The 17,898-nt window shown below is 65.4% G+C and carries 18 protein-coding genes; 10 read left to right on the plus strand and 8 right to left on the minus strand.

All coding sequences use genetic code 11. The annotated features are described in order from the left end of the window. Window positions 1–45: 45 nt before the first annotated feature. Window positions 46–1,488 (minus strand): MocR-like pyridoxine biosynthesis transcription factor PdxR, encoded by a 1,443-nt coding sequence (pdxR, locus tag AC25Y4_RS15715; RefSeq protein WP_488121373.1) that lies wholly within the window; start codon window positions 1,486–1,488, stop codon window positions 46–48. A gap of 48 nt (window positions 1,489–1,536) precedes the next feature. Between pdxR and AC25Y4_RS15720 the strand changes: the two genes are divergently transcribed. The 5 genes from AC25Y4_RS15720 (at window position 1,537) to AC25Y4_RS15740 (ending at window position 7,281) form a co-directional block, all read left to right on the plus strand. Next, entirely contained in the window at window positions 1,537–2,028 is a 492-nt protein-coding gene (locus AC25Y4_RS15720; protein ID WP_488121374.1) for a carboxymuconolactone decarboxylase family protein, read from the plus strand. Window positions 2,029–2,093: 65 nt separating this feature from the next. Further along, a complete protein-coding gene (locus AC25Y4_RS15725; protein ID WP_488121375.1) occupies window positions 2,094–3,002 on the plus strand; it encodes a helix-turn-helix domain-containing protein in 909 nt (302 codons plus the stop codon). A gap of 276 nt (window positions 3,003–3,278) precedes the next feature. Then, window positions 3,279–4,112, plus strand: a complete 834-nt coding sequence (locus AC25Y4_RS15730; RefSeq protein WP_488121473.1) for an ABC transporter ATP-binding protein — start codon at window positions 3,279–3,281, stop codon at window positions 4,110–4,112. Further along, the gene (locus AC25Y4_RS15735) at window positions 4,109–5,167 is read left to right on the plus strand and encodes an iron-siderophore ABC transporter substrate-binding protein (protein WP_488121376.1); all 1,059 of its coding nucleotides are present in this window, start codon (window positions 4,109–4,111) and stop codon (window positions 5,165–5,167) included. Before AC25Y4_RS15730 ends, AC25Y4_RS15735 begins: the two co-directional genes overlap by 4 nt. Next, window positions 5,164–7,281, plus strand: a complete 2,118-nt coding sequence (locus tag AC25Y4_RS15740; RefSeq protein WP_488121377.1) for an iron ABC transporter permease — start codon at window positions 5,164–5,166, stop codon at window positions 7,279–7,281. Before AC25Y4_RS15735 ends, AC25Y4_RS15740 begins: the two co-directional genes overlap by 4 nt. Before the next feature lie 16 nt (window positions 7,282–7,297). Here AC25Y4_RS15740 and AC25Y4_RS15745 read toward each other — a convergent pair whose 3' ends face one another. Beyond that, window positions 7,298–8,053 (minus strand): alpha/beta fold hydrolase, encoded by a 756-nt coding sequence (locus AC25Y4_RS15745; RefSeq protein WP_488121378.1) that lies wholly within the window; start codon window positions 8,051–8,053, stop codon window positions 7,298–7,300. Window positions 8,054–8,134: 81 nt separating this feature from the next. Next, on the minus strand, window positions 8,135–9,265 hold the full coding sequence (locus AC25Y4_RS15750; protein WP_488121379.1) for an aminopeptidase P family protein: 1,131 nt from the start codon (window positions 9,263–9,265) through the stop codon (window positions 8,135–8,137). Window positions 9,266–9,378: 113 nt separating this feature from the next. On the opposite strand from AC25Y4_RS15750, the gene AC25Y4_RS15755 reads away from it, so the two are divergent. Further along, the gene (locus AC25Y4_RS15755) at window positions 9,379–9,975 is read left to right on the plus strand and encodes a dihydrofolate reductase family protein (protein WP_488121380.1); all 597 of its coding nucleotides are present in this window, start codon (window positions 9,379–9,381) and stop codon (window positions 9,973–9,975) included. An 11-nt stretch (window positions 9,976–9,986) separates the two neighbouring features. Here AC25Y4_RS15755 and AC25Y4_RS15760 read toward each other — a convergent pair whose 3' ends face one another. Together AC25Y4_RS15760 and AC25Y4_RS15765 are read right to left on the minus strand one after the other, a co-directional pair. Continuing rightward, window positions 9,987–10,847, minus strand: coding sequence for a TspO/MBR family protein (locus AC25Y4_RS15760; protein WP_488121381.1), 861 nt, complete (start codon window positions 10,845–10,847; stop codon window positions 9,987–9,989). A gap of 45 nt (window positions 10,848–10,892) precedes the next feature. After that, window positions 10,893–11,591 (minus strand): DNA alkylation repair protein, encoded by a 699-nt coding sequence (locus tag AC25Y4_RS15765; RefSeq protein ID WP_488121474.1) that lies wholly within the window; start codon window positions 11,589–11,591, stop codon window positions 10,893–10,895. Window positions 11,592–11,704: 113 nt separating this feature from the next. Between AC25Y4_RS15765 and AC25Y4_RS15770 the strand changes: the two genes are divergently transcribed. Next, complete coding sequence (locus AC25Y4_RS15770) at window positions 11,705–12,205, plus strand: nitroreductase family deazaflavin-dependent oxidoreductase (protein WP_488121382.1); 501 nt, start codon at window positions 11,705–11,707, stop codon at window positions 12,203–12,205. Here AC25Y4_RS15770 and AC25Y4_RS15775 read toward each other — a convergent pair. The 3 genes from AC25Y4_RS15775 to AC25Y4_RS15785 are packed head-to-tail and all read right to left on the minus strand — an operon-like array spanning window position 12,202 to window position 14,438. Continuing rightward, entirely contained in the window at window positions 12,202–12,690 is a 489-nt protein-coding gene (locus AC25Y4_RS15775; RefSeq protein WP_488121383.1) for an SRPBCC family protein, read from the minus strand. The two genes, AC25Y4_RS15770 and AC25Y4_RS15775, sit on opposite strands and share 4 nt — an antisense overlap. Further along, window positions 12,687–13,031, minus strand: a complete 345-nt coding sequence (locus AC25Y4_RS15780) for an ArsR/SmtB family transcription factor (protein WP_488121384.1) — start codon at window positions 13,029–13,031, stop codon at window positions 12,687–12,689. The genes AC25Y4_RS15775 and AC25Y4_RS15780 overlap by 4 nt, the downstream gene beginning before the upstream one ends. Window positions 13,032–13,091: 60 nt before the next feature. Next, window positions 13,092–14,438: a hypothetical protein gene (locus AC25Y4_RS15785; RefSeq protein ID WP_488121385.1), complete on the minus strand. Its 1,347-nt coding sequence runs from the start codon at window positions 14,436–14,438 to the stop codon at window positions 13,092–13,094. A gap of 211 nt (window positions 14,439–14,649) precedes the next feature. On the opposite strand from AC25Y4_RS15785, the gene AC25Y4_RS15790 reads away from it, so the two are divergent. The 3 genes from AC25Y4_RS15790 (at window position 14,650) to AC25Y4_RS15800 (ending at window position 17,898) form a co-directional block, all read left to right on the plus strand. After that, window positions 14,650–15,966, plus strand: a complete 1,317-nt coding sequence (locus AC25Y4_RS15790) for an extracellular solute-binding protein (protein ID WP_488121386.1) — start codon at window positions 14,650–14,652, stop codon at window positions 15,964–15,966. Between the two features lie 133 nt (window positions 15,967–16,099). Next, entirely contained in the window at window positions 16,100–17,023 is a 924-nt protein-coding gene (locus AC25Y4_RS15795) for a carbohydrate ABC transporter permease (RefSeq protein ID WP_488121387.1), read from the plus strand. Beyond that, on the plus strand, window positions 17,023–17,898 hold the full coding sequence (locus AC25Y4_RS15800) for a carbohydrate ABC transporter permease (protein ID WP_488121388.1): 876 nt from the start codon (window positions 17,023–17,025) through the stop codon (window positions 17,896–17,898). Before AC25Y4_RS15795 ends, AC25Y4_RS15800 begins: the two co-directional genes overlap by 1 nt.

A 17,898-nucleotide genomic window follows, 5' to 3' on the forward strand; every position in this document is an offset into this window, starting at 1 on the left:
TAAAGTCTTTGGATACTAAATTCTCGGATTGTGCGACTCACCAGATTATGCGGACGAAACGGATGCCGAAACGGATGACGAAACGGATGCCGATGCGGCTCGAATCGCCTCGGCCGCCGTCGTGAGCGCGTCGTGATACCGGTGCTGTCGCGGTGCGCCGTATCCGATGACCATGGCGGGACGTCGAGTGTTGTGCCGTTCCGCCGGCAGGTACGTTGCCAGGCCCTCCAGGCGGAGGCCCCTGGCCGATGCTTCTGCGAAGACCTGTTCTTCGTTGATCCCACTCGGGAGTTCAACGAGGCAGTGCAGTCCGGCGGACAGGCCCGTGACGTGTGCACCTGGGGCGAGCATCCCGATCGCCTCATCCACTGCCTCGCGACGCGCCTTGTACAGCGCACGCAGGCGTCTCAGATGCCTGTCGTAGTGGTGGCTGGTCATGAATTCGGCCAGTGCGAACTGGGTGACTGCGTCGGCGCCGCCGCCGAGGAGCCGGCGTTGCTCGATGAGTCGCGGCAGCAGCCAGTTGGGTGCCACGCCCCAGGCGAGGCCGAGGGCCGGCGCGAGACTCTTACTCGCTGTTCCGGCATAGAGCACGTGTTCGGGCGCTAAAGCCTGAAGCGCGCCGATGCTGCGTCTGTCATAGCGGAACTCGCCGTCATAATCGTCCTCGATGATGAGGCGATGTCCCGTTTCGGCCCAGCGCACGACCTCGACTCTCCGCTGCGGCGAGAGGGGGACGCCGGTCGGAAACTGGTGGGCAGCGGTCAGCAGCACGGCGTCAACCCCGAGAGCCTCGAGGTCGGACACGACAAGTCCGTGCTCGTCGACGGAAACGGGGACGACCTGCAGGCCGGCGGCGGCCAGGATCGCACGGTGCGTTTCGTGGCCATACTCCTCAACGGCGATCGAGTGTGCTCCGCGTGCCACGAGCGCGCGGCCGGTGAGGGCGAGAAGGTCCCCAAATCCACGGGTCACGACAACCGTCTCCGGGCTCACGATGGCTCCCCGCGTCCTGGCGAGGTAGTCGGCCAGAGGGTCGCGAAAAGAGCGCACTCCCTGCACCGGGGGATATCCGAGCTCGTCGGCGGCGACGGAGTTCAGCGCGCGGCGAGAGGCCGTCGCCCATTCCGCGCGCGGGAAGGACGATGCGTCGGGGATGCCGCCGCGCAGATCCAGTTCAGGCACTTTCGCCATGGCAGGCGGCTCAGGCGCGTCAGCGGATGTCGGGCGGGACGTTACCCAGGTGCCAGCACCCACTCGAGACTCCAGCCACCCCTCGGCAACCAGCTGCGCATACACACCGGCGACGCTGTTGCGCGCGATGCCCAGGTCGAGTGCGAGCGTGCGCGTTGCCGGCAGCCGAGTTCCTGCCATGAGTCGCCCGTCGTGGATTGCCGCCCGCAACTCCGTTTCCAATGATCGGACTCTGCCGGTCGATGCGACAGCGATATGGAGGTCCGTGCCCGAAATGGCCCACAATTCGCTCATAGAATCGGACCTTATCACCTGGCCAATCAACTCGTAGTGTCGGGTGCTATGACCACATCAGCAATGTTCGTTCCCATCCTTCAACGCCTGGACTTTGACGCGCTCGCGCCCGCGTTCTCACGCGCCGTCAGTGATCTCGACGATGCCTGCGTGACCGAATTGGATCGCGCAGGCATCGAGCCGTCGCTGCGCGAGCTGGTACGCCTGCGCGCTTCGCAAATCAACGGGTGCGCATACTGCGTCGACATGCACAGCAAGGCAGCAGCGAAGGAAGGCGTGACCCAGCAGCGTCTCCACGCCGTCGTGATCTGGCCTGATTCGGCGCTGTTCACCGCCAGGGAGCGCGCCGCCCTGCAGCTCACCGAGTCGGTCACCCGGCTCTCAGAGACCCACGTTCCCGAACACATCGTTGCCGACGCGCGTGACGTGTTCAGTGCAGAGGAGACCGCCGCTCTCGTGGCCCTCATCCTCACGATCAACCTCTGGAACGGCATCGGCGTCACGACGCGGTGCTGGACTCCCGCTCGCGACGGCGACTGAGCAGCGACTGAGCAGCGACTGAGCACCAGGGTCGGCCGCGCGCACGGCTCCCGTACACTCGTGGCATGGCCCTGTCAGTGCGTGATGATGTCGGCATCGGTGTCGGCATCGGAGCCTTGCGGCGCGAGCCGAGCACGGTGATGCGTCAGGCCGCGATGCTGCCGGGGAACACGCCGGAGTCGTTCGTCATCATCGCAGAGTCCGAAGTGCCAGGGGCGCCGATGGAGTGGGAGCCTCACTCGCACCCGATGCACGAGTTGGTGTGGGTGCGCGGCGGTACGCTGACGGCGCGCGTGGATGACCGCATCTTCACCGTCTCTGAGGGGCACGGTCTGTGGTTGCCAGCTGGGCAGGTGCACGCCGGCCGGCTGACGGCGATGGTCGAGTTCTCCGATGCCTTCTTTGCCCCCGATCGCACTCCACTCGCGTTCGACGGTCCGACAGCCATTGCGATGACTCCGCTGCTGGAGTCGTTGCTGACGCATCTGGCCCGCACCGATCTCGACGCGAAGGCGAGAGCGCGAGCCGAATCGGTGGTGTTCGACGTGCTGGAGCCGTCGGAGCGACAGCTCGCACTCCAACTGCCCGGCGACGCCAGGATCGACGCGATTGCTGAGGCACTGCTGGCGGACCCAGCTAACAATCGCACCCTGGAGGAGTGGGCAGAGCTTCTGGGGCAGAGCGACCGCACGATCACGCGCGCGTTCCGCCGCTCCACCGGGCTGTCGTTCGTGCAGTGGCGGCGGGTGCTGCGCGTTCACCAGGCGCTGACACTGCTCGCGAGCGGATGCGATGTGCACGACACCTCCGAAATGCTCGGCTACGCGCAGCCCAGCACGTTCATCGCCGCATTTCGGAGAGTCATGGGCACTACGCCCGGCAATTTCACGGGAGCGCAGGCCCAGCAGCCGGCTCGGCAGCACACGCAGCAGCAGGCGCCCGAGGTGTCCGAAATGCCGTATCACGAGTCCTAAAATCGTGATTGCTGGCCTTGTGACGCGGCCCATATACTAACTAAGGCAAGGCAGTCCTAACTTCGCGCGTGTCGCGTGCGGCCGGGCTCGGATTCAGAGAATCTGGCGGTGTGGCTTGCCCGCTCGGCGTGTGCCACGCCCGTTTCCACTTCCTCACTGTCACCCAGGTTCCCCATGCTCACGACACACGCCCCGGACGCTGATCCGCGCGAATCGCACAGACCTCTGTCGCGGAACGTAGTGCCGGCGACCGCGCTGCGAGGCGAGAAGCTCGTGATGCGGTACGGCAAGGCCGCGGTCGTTCACGGCGTCTCGATAGCGCTCGAGCCCGGACGTGTGACCGCGCTGGTGGGACCGAACGGCAGCGGTAAGTCCACGTTGCTGCGTTCGCTTGCCCGGCTGCATCCGCTTGACACAGGGCACGTGACGCTCGGGGGGAGCCACGGGCAAGACGAGCGTTCGACGTCGTTGCTCACTGCGCGTCAGTTCGCCAGGGAGGTCACCCTGTTCTCGCAGTCACGGCCTGCACCGCAGGGCCTGACGGTGAGCGAGGTCGTTGCACTCGGACGCCATCCGCACCGGCGTGGATTCGCGGGGCTCTCCGCCCACGATCGCCGGGCGATCGACCACGCGATGAGCGCCACCGGGGTGCTGGACATGGCCAGCCGTTCCGTCGGCGAGCTCTCTGGCGGAGAAGTGCAGCGAGTGTGGCTCGCCGCCTGCGTTGCGCAAGAAACCGGCGTCGTGCTGCTGGATGAACCCACGAATCACCTGGATCTGCGGTACCAGATCGAGACGCTCGACCTGGTGCGCGATCTCGCTGAAGAGCACGGCGTCGCGGTCGGGATCGTGCTGCACGACCTCGATCAAGCCGCTCGCGTCGCGGACAACCTGCTCATGATGGCCTCCGGTCGCATTCACGCCGCGGGGGACCCCATCGAAGTCCTCACCGCGAAGAACATCCACGAGGTTTACGACATCCGTGTCGAGGTCAGCGTTGATCACCGCACTAATCGCCTCCGTATCGACCCCGTCGGGCGGCATCCTGCCCGGCGTTCACACGGAGCTTCTGCTCCGTCTCCCAGCACCACTCGAGAGGACCTTTCATGATCCGCGTCCGTACTTTCGCGCCTATCGCTGCGACGCTCGCTATTGCGTCGCTCGCCCTCACGGGCTGCGGCACCACGACCGTTGACGCGGCAAGCGATGGTGTGGCCTCGCCGACGTCGGAGAGCTGCGCCGCAGACACGACGACGACCTCGACGGGCCCGGTCTCCTTCACGGATGGCGTCGGTCGCCAGGTGAAGCTCGACAAGCCAGCGGAGCGCATCGCGGTTCTTGAGTGGCAGCAGATCGAGGATGCGCTGACGCTGTGTGTCAGCCCCGTCGCCGTCTCGGACTCTGAGGGGTACAGCACGTATGTGAGCGCGGAAACGATTCCCGACGGCGTGACCGACATTGGCACGCGAGGCGAGCCCGACCTCGACACGCTCTACGCCACGAACCCCGACCTCATCATCGTGGAGGCGTTCAGCGCAGACGATGAGCTCATCACCCAGCTGGAGAAGCGCGGCGTACCCGTGCTCGCCACGCTCGGCGCCGATGGCGCAGACCCCATCGGAAACATGAAGACCGTCTTCCAGATGATCGGCGAGGCGACCGGTCGCACTGAGCGCGCCGACCAGGTGCTGCAGGAGTTCGACGCGTACCTCGCGGACGCGAAGGAACAGGTCGTGGCCGCAGCTCTGCCGACCTCCGAGTTCCTCTTCTTTGACGGCTGGATCGAGGGCGGCAACGTCACCATCCGCCCGTACGGCAAGGGCGCCTTGTTCACCGCGCTCGGCGAAGAGCTCGGGATGACGACGGCCTGGACAGACGCGATTGATGCGGCGTACGGCAGCGGCGGAGTTGACCCGGCATACGGGCTCGGACAGACCGACATTGAAGGACTCACGGCCGTCGGCACGGCGAACCTGTTCTACTCCAACGACGAAGAAGAAGGCAGCTACGTCACCGAACTGGAGAAGAGCCCCATCTGGACGGCACTTCCTGCCGTGCAGGAGGAACGCGCCTATGCATTCCCTGCAGGCGTCTGGGGTGCCGGCGGACCGCTCTCGTGCCAGCAGGCGATCGACGCATACGTCGATGCCCTTCTGAAGGGTTGATCACGCCTGAAGGGTTGAACACGGGGAGTCGCGTCGCATCCGCTGGGCAACCGGTAGATGACATCAGCTTCCGAAAAGGTGCGAGCGGGGCGGCCGTGCTGGCCGTCCTGCTCGTCGCCATCGCCCTGGTCGCGATCTGGCACCTGACACAGGGCACCTCCGGCGTTGGACTGGGGGAGCTGCGGCGTCTTTTCGCCGGGGCGACGGAAAACGTGAATGGTGTACCGGTCAGCGACGTGCTGACCGGCTCTCGCCTGCCGCGCCTGCTGGCCGGAATTGGAGTGGGCTTTGCGCTCGGCGTTGCCGGAGCACTGCTGCAGTCCATTACGAGGAACGTCCTCTCCTCGCCTGACACCCTCGCCGTCACGGCAGGGTCGTACTTCGCGCTCACTCTCGTCGCAGCGCTGGGACTCGCTGTGCCGCTGTGGGCATCGAGCGGTGTCGCCTTCGTGGGTGGCGTGGTCGCGGCAGCGCTCGTGCTGGGTCTCGTCGGGCGCGGAGCGGGGAGCGGAACGACGCGGCTCATCTTGGCCGGTTCGGCCACGGCGATGGCGTTGGACGCCGCGACCGCGATGCTGCTCATCCTGTTCAAAGAGAACACGACTGGCCTGTTCGCCTGGGGGAGCGGTTCGCTTGCCCAGCTGAACATTGACGCGTCTGTGCGTGCGGCTCCGGTCATCATCGTCGTACTGTGTGGGGCGCTGCTGCTCTGCCGGCGGCTCGATGTGCTCGGTCTCGGCGACGACGCCGCGTCATCCCTTGGCGTGCCGATCCGCTCGACTCGCATCCTGGCGGTGATCTGCGCCGTCGTGCTCACCAGCATCTCGGTGACACTGGCCGGGCCGATCGCCTTCGTCGGGCTCGGCGCGCCGGTCCTGGCCCGCCTGATCGCCACTCGGGTTCGTGCGCTTCACCGGCACCTGTTGTTCGTCCCCGTTTCCGGGTTGCTTGGCGCGCTGCTGATTTTGCTCGCAGACGCCACACTGCGTGCGATCCTCGGCGCGGAGGGAGCCGCCTCGATTCCCACGGGTGTGCCAACCGCCTTGCTTGGGGCGGTGGTGATCGTCATCCTGGCGCGACGCATGCGCGATTCTGGACCGATCAAACAGCCGCCGCAGGCGCGGATTGGCATCCACTCGCGTCGCCGGTTCCTCATTGCCCTGGCCCTCGCTGCCGCACTGCTGCTCGTCGCGATCGTGGTCGGCTTGCTGGCGGGGAGCCTCTGGCTGCGCACAGGCGACATCGGGCTCTGGTTGCAGGGCGCCGCTCCCGACCTGATCGGCAGGGCGCTCGACGAGCGCACCCCGCGTGTCGCCGCAGCCGTGCTCGCCGGTGCTGCGCTTGCGCTGGCCGGATGCGTCGTGCAGGGCACGGTGCGGAACCCTTTGGCAGAACCGGGAGTGCTCGGAATCTCCGCCGGCGCCGGTCTCGGGGCGGTGAGCGTCGTGACATCCATGGGCGGAGGACGACCGCTGCTCATCATCATGGCGGTTGTGATGGGCCTGGCCACGTTTGCCCTGATCGCCCTGCTCGCATGGCGGGGCGGTCTCCTTCCCGACCGGTTCGTGCTCATCGGCATTGGCTGCGGATACGGCCTGAGCGCCCTCACGACCTTCCTGCTGCTCCGCGCCGACCCGTGGAACACGCCGCGCATTCTGACGTGGCTCTCCGGCACGACCTACGGGCGCACCCTTCCCGACGTGCTGCCGGTGGCGGTGGCGCTGGTCATCGCCGTTCCGCTGCTGCTCGGGATGCGCCGCCAGCTGGACCTGCTGGCCATCGACGAGGACACCCCACGCATCCTCGGTGTGCGGCTGGAACGGACGCGTCTCACCCTGCTCGCGATCGCAGCGGTGCTCGCGGCGCTCAGCGTTGTCGCGATCGGTGCTGTCGGTTTCGTCGGCCTCGTCGCCCCGCACCTGGCCCGTGCCATGGTTGGCGCCAGACACGGCCGGCTCATCCCACTCTCGATGCTGCTCGGCGCGCTCCTGGTGTGCGTCGCGGACACGCTCGGCCGCACGCTTATCGCGCCGGCCCAGATTCCGGCCGGGCTGATGATCGCCCTGATCGGCGCGCCCTACTTCGTCTGGTTGCTTCGCCGGGCGCGCGAATAGGCGCACGAGGCGAGCGTTACTGCAGGAACTCCCTGATGAGGGTGCTGACCAGTTCTGGTCGTTCTGCGATCAGATTGTGGGTCGTTCCTGGCACGATGCACAACTGCGCGCCCGGAATCGAGGCGGCGATTAGCAGGCTGTGGTCTGGCCGGATCGTGTCGCGGTCTCCCGACATCACGAGGGTGCGCGCCGTGATTTTCGCGAGGTCGGCCGGGTCGATGCTGGGTTCTGTCGTCCAGAGCCTGAACAGCTTATCGAGCACGACGTCGGCGTGCTCAGGGCCGTCGGGAGACAGAGTCTCGTAGTGCATCCGCTCGACATCCGGCTTCGGTTCAGCGGATGCCGCAGCCGGCGCGAGCGCGTCGAGGACAGGACCGTGGGCGCCCTCGGACTGCGTGAATGCCGACGGATCGAGATTCGCGCTGATGGCGACCAACGAACGGACGCGGTGCGGGTGTTCCAGTGCGAGCAGCAGGCCGATGATGGCGCCGTCGCTGTAGCCGATCACGTTGGCCGATTCGATGCCGTTGGCGTCGAGGTAGGCGAGGGTGTCTGCGACGCCGCGTTCGTAGTTGAACTCGGCATCGACATCCGCTGATCGGCCGTGGCCTGGGCGCTCGAAGGCGAACACCTCGTAGTTGGGGACGAGGGCATCTGACTGCGCCCGCAAGTGCTCCACAGAGCAGAAGCCGCCGTGCAGCAGGACGACGGGATCGCCTGTGCCATCGACCTCTGAGTACAGGTCAACGTCATTGATCCGCAGGTATGTCATCCGCTCCACCCATTCCGTGGGGCCGCCCACAGCAGCCGCAACGGGAACACAGCTTATCGTCGTGCGTCCTGCGGGGGCCGACTACTCGACGATGCGGAGGGCGTGGTCGGTGTTGTTGAGTCGCACACCACCGTTGTCGGTGACCGTCACGATGTCCTCGATGCGAACTCCGAAGCGCCCGGCGAGGTAGATTCCCGGCTCAATCGAGAAGCACATCCCCGGTTGGAGCAGCTGCTCCTCACCCTCGACCATGTATGGCGGCTCATGGGTCGTCATACCGATTCCGTGGCCAGTGCGATGGATGAAATTCTCGCCGTACCCCGCTTCGGTGATCACAGCTCTGGCCACCCGGTCGATCTCCTGGCACTGCACTCCAGGGCCGACAGCCTCGAATGCCGCCTGCTGTGCACGTCTGACGACCTCATGGACCTCCTGCGCCTCGGCCGACGGCTCGCCGACGCACACTGTGCGGGTCGTGTCAGACCCGTAGCCATTCATCAGGCCGCCGAAGTCCAGCACGACCACGTCTCCCTGCTCAATCACCCGATCGCCCGCTTCGTGATGCGGGCTGGCACCGTTGGGGCCAGAGCCAACGATGGTGAAATCGACCTGCTCATGCCCGAACTCCCGCAAGAGCCTGGCCAGGTCTGCCGCCACCTCCTTCTCGCGCCGACCGGCGAACCGCACGTGTACGATCTCGCCGTATGTCGCGTCCGCAGCGGCGCCCGCCATGGCGAGGCGTTCGAGCTCGTTGGAGTCCTTGACCGCTCGCATCATCGGGAGGCTGTGCCCCAAAGCCTCGAAGAGGGTGCCGGGCAGCGCCGTCTGCAGGCCGAGCAGATGCATCGCCCACGCAGAGTCGGAGATCCCGAATCGCCCGTCCGGCTGCAGCAAGCGACGAGCCGCCTCATAGGGGTCTGTCCCATCGACCCAGTCGATGACCTGCACGCCGGTTGCTCCTTCGGCGGCTTCGGCATCGGGTCTCTCCAACACGGGCACAAGCAGCGTCGGGCGCGCGTTGGGAGCGAGGGCCAACATGGTCAGCCTCTCGGTGATGGCTGGGGGTTGGTAGCCGGTGAGCCACAACAGGTCGGGCCCAGGCGTCACGATGACGCCGTCAAGTCCCGCTTCACGCGCATCATCAACCAGCCGAGCCATCCGGTTTGCGTAATCGTCGCTGGTGAACGGGATGGGTTCCCATCGTGGCTTCATCGCGTGCCTCCTTGTGCTTATGACCTCTGTGCTGTTTACCTCTGTGCCGTTGACCTTTGTGCTGTTATCCCTCACGATCTCACTGAGCCCGAGTTCAGGGAAGGAGAACAGATATGAGCTCCATTGTGGTGCAAATGTTCATGACACTCGACGGCGTCGCCCAGGCACCTGGCGGTTCGGAGGAGGGATTCGAACACGGCGGCTGGCAGGACAGGTACGTCGATGCAGGTGCCGAAGGCAACAACATCATCGCGGAATGGGAGAGCAAGACAGAGGCGTTGCTGCTCGGTCGTAAGACCTACGAGATCTGGGCCGGCGCTTGGGGAGTGTGGCCTGAGGACGCCGAGGGACTGACGGGGGAGTTGACCAGGAGATATAACCGCATCCCCAAATACGTCGCGTCACGCACGCTCACCGAGGTGGGCTGGCAGAACACGCACCTTCTCGGTCCCGACGTTCCGGCCGCCGTGGCGAAGTTGCGTGCCGAACCGGGCGGCGAGATCCGGGTGTGGGGGAGCACAGAGCTGATCAAAACATTGGCCGAGCACGACCTGATCGACGAGTACCGTCTCGTCATCTACCCGATCGTGCTTGGCACGGGAAAGAAGCTGTTCGCCGACGGGTTCCCGCTCACCACGCTCGCCCTCGTCGAGAGCCGTGCACTGGCCGCCGGCGTACTGGTCAATACCTATCGGCGTGTGGCTCGCTGACGTTTGGGCACCTAGCCGACCCTACTCGCGCCCAGCGGCATGGCTTTGTCTGCGGGTCGGTAACCTGACCGCTGGGCAACGACGCGCGTGACAACCGCCGCAACGAGCACGACAATCGCCGCCAACGCCGCGCTGATGCCGACGAGTTGTGATTCCGGCTCACCGCTGAGTCGGGCGACGGCGAGCCAGCCCAGCCCCCAGGCCAACGCGATTGCCGGGGTGAGGCGCCCACGGCTCGCGATTGCCGTTGCAATACCGATGGCCGCGGCAACGATGACGACGATCACGCCCCATGCGTCTGGCTGGATGCCCCAGCCGGTGAAGTCGAGCTCTGTCAGCCACGCCGTCACGTTCGCGGCGGTGGCGATCGTCACCCAGCCCAAGTACAAGCCGACGGTTCCATCGAGGATGATGGCCTCCGCGATGCCAGCTGCTCTGGACGTGACGCCCCGCGGTGTTCCCTGCAGCAGGGCGAATGTGGTTCCGAGGACCGCAAGCAAAACGATGATCGTCAGGACGGATAGCCCAACCCGGCCGAGTTGCACACTCCCGATCCACGCCGCATTGAGCAGCATGGACAGCGCGATGAGGTACCCGACCTTGCGATGAACCTCGCGTGCTGCCTGGCTGGGGAACAGCTGCCACACCGCATAGGCAAGCAGCCCGAGATAGATCACCGACCAAATGCTGAACGCTGGGCCAGCCGGTGCTATCAGGGTGGCGTCGGCCGCGAGTGCGCCACCCGCGGCATCCTGAATCGGTGTGCCTCCGAAGGCCCCAGAGCCGAACGTTGCGCCCGCGATCGCCAGCAACGCGAGAACGAAGACGATGGCTTGCCTGACTCGGTCAGTGGTCTGGGGCGAGGTAGTCATGGTGTCACGATACGGGAGCTGCGCTCGCGAGAACAGGCTCGCTTCCTACGCCCGCTGTCGCTTCACCATTTCGGTGATCCAGATGGGCGCGAACGGCGAGGTGCAGTTCGGGGGAGTCGGATAGTCCTTGAGTACCTCAAGGCGCTCGCCGATGTCGATGGCACGAGCGCGGTACTCCGCGTGCTCGATGCCGATCTGAGCCAGGCAATGGTTCATTGCCCACTGCAGGCGATCAGGGGCATCCGTCATCTCTGCTTCGATGGTGTCGAGCAGGCCTGGGAGATCGAGGCCTTCTGGCCGTTTCGCCACTCGTTCGGTGGTCAGCGCCCAGCCGGCGCTCGCGACCACGGGGTCTGGGTCGGCTAACCAGGCAAGGCGCAGCTCTTCAGCATGCGGATTCTTCTTCACCACGTAATTCACGAGCCAGTCCTGCACCTTGGGAGTGCGCGCCTGACGCAACATGGCGTCCAACTCACCCTGCTCGAATACCTGCGGGCGGCAGATGAGAATCGCCAGCAGCCGCGCCGCGGTGTCGCCGGTGTCCCACAGCTCGCGCGCAAGCTCCTGCTGGGTCTTCAGCCGCTTGGCCACCGCGCGGAGCTTGCTGAGGTTCACTCCGTGGTCGTCACCGTGATTCGCGTTCACCTCGCGGGAGCGCGGGTCTTCAAGCGCGGCCAGTTCGGCCATCACCTCGGCCACCGTCAGCTGGGCCGCTGTCGTTCCATTCACCGTTGTCTCGTTCATCGTCGTCTGGGTCACCTCAGTCTCCGGCTCGTCGCGTGTCGGTTTCAGCCTAAGACGTGAGGTCTGCGCGCGCGGCTAAAGACGGGCAATGCAATAGATGGCAGCATGGCTTCATGCCGAGCATTCTTCACATCGTTCGATCTGTCGTAGCGCCGATCACCCACACGCGACTGTTTCGCCGGATCGCTCCGACGGTGCTGCCGATGCTGGAGCGTTTGGTCACCCGTCTCAGCGGGGGTCGGGTCCAGCTGAGCGGGCTGCTCGTGCCGTCGCTGGTGCTGCATTCGACCGGGGCGAAGTCGGGCGTCGTGCGCGATACCGAACTGATGTACACCCCGGACGGGCACGGCAGCGCGATAGTGGCTGGCAGCAGCTTCGGCCGCGAGCGGCATCCGGCCTGGACCTACAATCTGATCGCACATCCGGATGCCGTCATCAGTGTTCGAGGTCGCCGCCTCAGCGTGCGCGCGACCCTCATCCCCGATGCCGAGCGTGATGACGTCTGGCGACGGATTGAACAGCAGTGGCCGGGGTATCGCTCGTACGAACGGCAGTCGGGGCGTAACGTTCGGCTGTTCCGATTGCGACCGGTGGCAGAGTTGCGGTCTGCCTAGGCACCCGGCTCGACGAGTTCGGCGAGCTGCCGAGTGACGGTGCCCCAGCCATCGTGGAAGCCAAGCTGTTCGTGCTGGTCGCGGTCGGCGACGTCGCGGTGCATTGCGGTGGCGGTGTATTCGGTGCCGTCCGGGTGATCCCGCATGGCAATGACGGCGGTGATGAATGACGCCTCGGCGGGCCGCCAGCCGGCGACAAGCGCGTCGGTGAAGACGATGCGCTCGAGATCGTCGACCGCGAGGAAGCATCCCGTGATGTGCGGGGCGAACCCGGTACCGTCCTGGCTGATCTCTGTGCGGAATGACCCGCCGGGGCGCAGGTCCATGTCCAGAACGCGGCAGACCTCTGGGGCCGGGACCCACCATTGTTCGAAGAGCGTCGGATCGGTCCACGCGTTCCACACGGCAGAGCGCGGAGCCCTGATGACGCGGGAAACGGTGAGGTCGAGTTCAGGATGAAGGGAAGTCAGATCGAGGGTGGTCATTCGAGTGTCTCCTTGTCGTGAATGGTGGTGACTAAATGTTCGAGTCGATCAGTGCGGCCCGACCAGATGCTCCGCTGTTCGCTGAGCCAGGTCTCGATCGCGCCGAATGACTCCGGTTCGAGTGTGCACATGCGCACGCGACCGGTCTTGCGAGTTCGTATCCAGCCCGCGGTCTCGAGGTAGCGGATGTGCTTCATGAATGAGGGCAACGCCATGTCGAACGGCTCCGCGAGTTCGCCGATACTCGCAGAGCCCCTGCCCAACCTGCCCAGCACTGCGCGCCGAGTGGGGTCAGCGAGGGCTTGGAACACGGCGTCAAGCTGCCCTGAATACTGAGCCATGCAGCTAAGTTATGCCGCGACGACACTGAGGTCAAGGGCTAAGTGTTGGGCGGATGTCGACTAGCTAGCCCGCGCGACGGTGACCGTGCGTCGGTGGTAGACGACGAAGGAGCCGGCGATGAGGAGCAGGATGCCGGCGCCAAGCGGGAGTGCCGGGTCGATTCCCGTCTCGGCCAGGGCGGCCGACACGGCGACGGGCGACGCGGCCGCTGCGGGGGCCGACACGACGATATCCAGACGCACGGTGCGTGGCGAACCGTCGGTTCCGGTGCCGACCGCCACGAGGCTGTGGTCGCCGGTGAACGAGTCAGGAATTCTGAACAGGGTGGCCGCTAGTCCGCTGGCGTCAGCGGTGATCGGCGCGATCGCAAGGGGGTCGGAATGGATGCCGATTGCGACATCCGTTCCTGGCGCGAAACCGGAGGCGATCAGCAGCAGGGCTCGGCCGGCGTCGGTCGCCACTGGCGCGGTGACAGCTGCGGAATCGCGGGCCGGGAGTGTCGCGGGTACGGCCGGCGGCGTCGCAGCGTCTGCGGCGCTATACGCCGCCTTGGCCTGTGTCACAGCGGCCAGGGCGGATGCCGCAGCCGCGGCCAGATCGGAGGCATTCTGCTGGGCCACGGAGGCTGCTGTCGCGGCGGCGGTTGCGATGGCGGCTGCGACGGCCTCGGCATCACGTGCGGCGGTGGCTGCGATTTCTGCGACCAGCGCGGCCGCGGCCAGTCGGTCGGCAGTCGCTTGGAGTTCGGGGGACGGATTGGGATTCGCGGCGGCGTCCGTAGCGGCGGTCTGGGCTGCGTCGGCTGCAGCGCGAGCAGCACTGGCCTCGCCGGTCGCCGTCGTCGCCGCCTGCGCGGCCGTGGCCAGGGCGCCCTGGCTACTGGCCAGTGTTGCGCTCGCCGTAGTGGCATCGACCGCGGCGGCCTGTGCGAGTGCGCTGGCCGCATCGGCCTTCGCCTGCTCGGCCCTCACGCCCTCCCAACGCTTTATCTCTTCATCTGCGGCGGTTTGGACCGCCAACAGCGCGGACCATGACAGGAACGACGGGGTGCGACCGAACAGACTCAGGTAAATCTCCGTCCCGGCGTAGGTCGCATCGGTGCCCGCGTAGGTGGCCTCAAACGCCTGCTCGATGTCGACGATCCCGATCCCGGCCCCTGACAGAGCCAGTTGCCAGGTTGCGAGGGCGGCCGCATCCGCTGGCCTGTTGAAGTAAGCAACATACAAGGCTTGGACATGGTCCAGGTAGTCGGCGGCAACACCGGTGCGGAGTCCCGTGCTGGTGGCACTCACGCGTTCCACTGGGGCAGCCGAAGCTGGCGCCGTCACGAAGAGGCCGGTGGCGGCGGTGAGCGTGATCGTGGCGATGGCGGCAGCGAGCGTGCGGCGAGAGCGGCGTGAAGGCATCCGTTCAGTCTGGCAGCGGGGTAATTGTGCGCGCGGCCCCCCTTCGGGGAAGAGGGCGCTCAACTTGCAATCTCTTTAATAAGCCTGCATTCTTTATTAATTATCGTCTTCGCTATGAGAGAGAAGCCAGGCACGGTCGCCAACGATCGGGTGGTGCTGTCCCCCCACAGCTGAGAGCGTCACACGCATCACAGAAAATGAGGAGTACACCATGCACTCGACAACTCGAGTGGTACCAGCAGTCGCGGCATCCGCCGCTCTCATGCTCGCGCTCGCCGGTTGCGGCAGCTCGACGGCAAACAGCAGTGCTCCGGCATCCATCCCGGACACCGTGGACGCCGCAGGCGACAAGGTCACCGTTTGGGTGATGCAGGATGACTACAGCCAGGACACCCTGGACGCCATCAACAAGACTTTCACGGAGCGGACCGGCGCAGAAGCCGATGTCCAGATTCAGCAGTGGGACGGCATCACGACGAAGTTGTCGACGGCCCTCAGCACCAACAACCCGCCCGACGTCGTCGACATCGGAAACACCCAGGTCTCCAGCTACGCCGAGAACGGCGCGCTGATGGATGTCACGAAGTACCGCGACCAGCTCGAGCAGGGTCAGACCTGGCTTGACGGCCTGGTTGACCCGGCGACCGTTGACGGTTCGCTGTACGCGATCCCTGGCTTCGCTGGCGCACGCTCGGTGATCTACAACAAGGCAACGTGGGCCGCAGCTGGCATCACGACCACTCCGACCACCTGGGACGAACTGACCGCGGACCTCGACGCGGTCAAGGCCGTGAACCCCGCCGCTGACTTCTCGTCGCTGTACCTTCCCGGCCAGCACTGGTACGTGGGCATGCAGTTCGTCTGGGATCAGGGTGGAGAGATCGCCGTCGACACCGACGGAACCTGGACCGGCGCGCTTGACAGCGCAAAGGCGCAGGATGCTCTGGCTGCCTGGAAGGAATTCCAGAACACTTACTCGGCCGCATCATCCCGCACGGTGAGCACCGACAGCCCCGAGCAGGAGCAGATCTTCGCCGACGGCAAGGCATCCGCAATCGTGGGTAGCAACGGCGCCGTCGATGTCATCCTGGGGGCCAACCCCAGCCTGACCGCCGACGACATCGGAACCTTCGCTCTGCCCGGCCAGTCCGGTAAGACCCAGCCCGTCATGCTCGGTGGATCTGACTGGGGAATCGCTGCGAAGAGCTCCAACCAGGAACTCGCGCTCATCTGGACGCAGATCGCTGCGAGCCCTGAGATCCAGAACGACTACGTCTTCGGCGTCAGCGGCTGGATCCCGAACAGCGCAGAGGGAATCGAAGCCGCACAGGCGACGCTCAGCGATTCAAAGGTCGGATTCTTCCAGGCCGCACTGAACTCACGCGCAACGCCGGCCTCATCGGGCTGGTCAGCGATTGAAGGCAGCAACTCCCTGCAGGAGCTGTTCTCCTCGGTTGCCAGCGGCAGTGCCACGACGAAGGCCGCTGCCGCGACCTTCAACACCGCGGTCAACGCAGCACTCAAGTAACGCAGCACTCACGTAACGCAGCACTCACGTAACGCAGCACGGAACTGAAGCACTGACGCAATACCTGTGGCCCGTCCGGCGCCCCCGCGCCTGACGGGCCACGCTCAATCAGCAAGACAGAAAGAGAGCACCGATGTCCGGCTCCAAACGCTCGGCGCGCGCATTCGCCGACCGGCGAAGTGTGGCGGCGCTGCTGCTCACTCCCGCTGGGATCGTGATCCTCGCGGTCACCATCGTTCCCATCGTGGTGATGGTCTTCACCTCCTTCACGAACTTCAACCAGCGCTCGCTCTTCACGGGCGCCTACGACATGGTCGGGCTCGACCAGTTCGAAGCGGTGCTCAGCAATCCTGAGTTCTGGGCGTCATTCGTGCGTACGATCCTCTTCACCGCCGCGCTCGTGCTCGGTTCTGTGCTGATCGGCGTCGGCATGTCGCACGTCCTTACCCGCATCAACGCAGCGCTGCGCACCATCGTCACGATCGTGCTGATCTTCGCCTGGGCAATGCCCAACGTCGCCGCCTCCCTGGTCTGGAACTGGTTGTTCCAGCCCGGCTATGGCGTCGTGAATTGGCTGCTCACCCAGGTGGGCATCTTTGGCGATATGACCGACACCGACTGGTCGGCTGACCCCTTCCACGCCTTCATCGCCATCTGGCTGCTCATCGTCTGGCAGGCCGTTCCCTTCATCGCCTTGACCGTCTACGCGGCAGAGACCCAGGTCTCGGCCGAATACATCGAGGCTGCAAAGCTCGACGGCGCCACCGACTCCCGGGTCTATCGCTCGGTCACGTTGCCGTTCCTCCGCCCCACGATCATGCTCGTCACGATCCTGTCGACCATCTGGAACTTCAACATCTTCAACCAGATCTGGCTCGTCTCCCATGGCGGACCCGATGGCGCGACCGCCACGCTCGGGGTGTTCACCTATATCACCGCGTTCGTCAGCTTCGATATCGGTGGTGGATCGGCGATCGCCGTCATCACGACGATCCTGCTCGCTGTCGTGACCTCCTTCTACATCCGCAGCCTCGTGCGTTCCGGAGAGGACCTGTGATGACTAAACGCGCCACAAGCACACCAATGCCCACCCCCCGCACTCGCCGGTTCAAGAACATCAACTGGGGATCGTCAACGATCGCCGTTGTCTTCTCCATAGTGTGGTTCTTCCCGACCTATTGGATGGTCAAGACCGCGTTCACGCCGCGCGCCGATGCGCTCAGCACGACGCCGTCGTTCCTGCCGGTGAATTTCACCTTCGACAACTTCGCCAACGCGATGCTGCAGTCGGGCTTCTTCACGAACCTGCGCAACTCGGTAATCGTCGTCTTGGCCGCCGTGCTCGTCGCGATCGTTGTCGGCATGCTCGCTGCCGCTGCGCTTTCTCGGTTCCGCTTTGGCGGTCGTCGCACGATCCTGGTCGCCATCCTCATCCTGCAGATGATCCCGCCGACGGCCCTGCTGGTGCCGCAGTTCCTCGTTTTCAACGCGACGGGCATGCTCGGCAACTACATCGGCCTCATCCTGGCGTACGTGTCACTCACCTTGCCCTTCGCCATCTGGGTGATGCGCGGCTTCTTCCTCGCGCTTCCCGCCGAGCTTGAAGAAGCGGCCCAGCTGGATGGTGCGTCGAGCTGGCAGGTGCTCACCCGCATCCTCTTCCCGCTCGTGCTTCCCGGTGTCATCGCGACGAGCGTGTTCACCTTCATCACGGCCTGGAACGACTACCTCATCGCCTACACGTTCATGCGTGACCAGACGATGTACACCCTGCCGGTCTGGCTGGCGTCCTTCAGCTCACCGGTGACCGGAACCGACATCAGCGGCCAGATGGCCGGATCGGTACTGTTCTCACTGCCGGTCGTCGTGTTCTTCGTGCTGATGCAGCGCAAGCTCGTCTCCGGCATGTCAGCAGGGGCGGTGAAGGGATAG

This window comes from Leifsonia sp. Y878 (genome assembly GCF_057669685.1).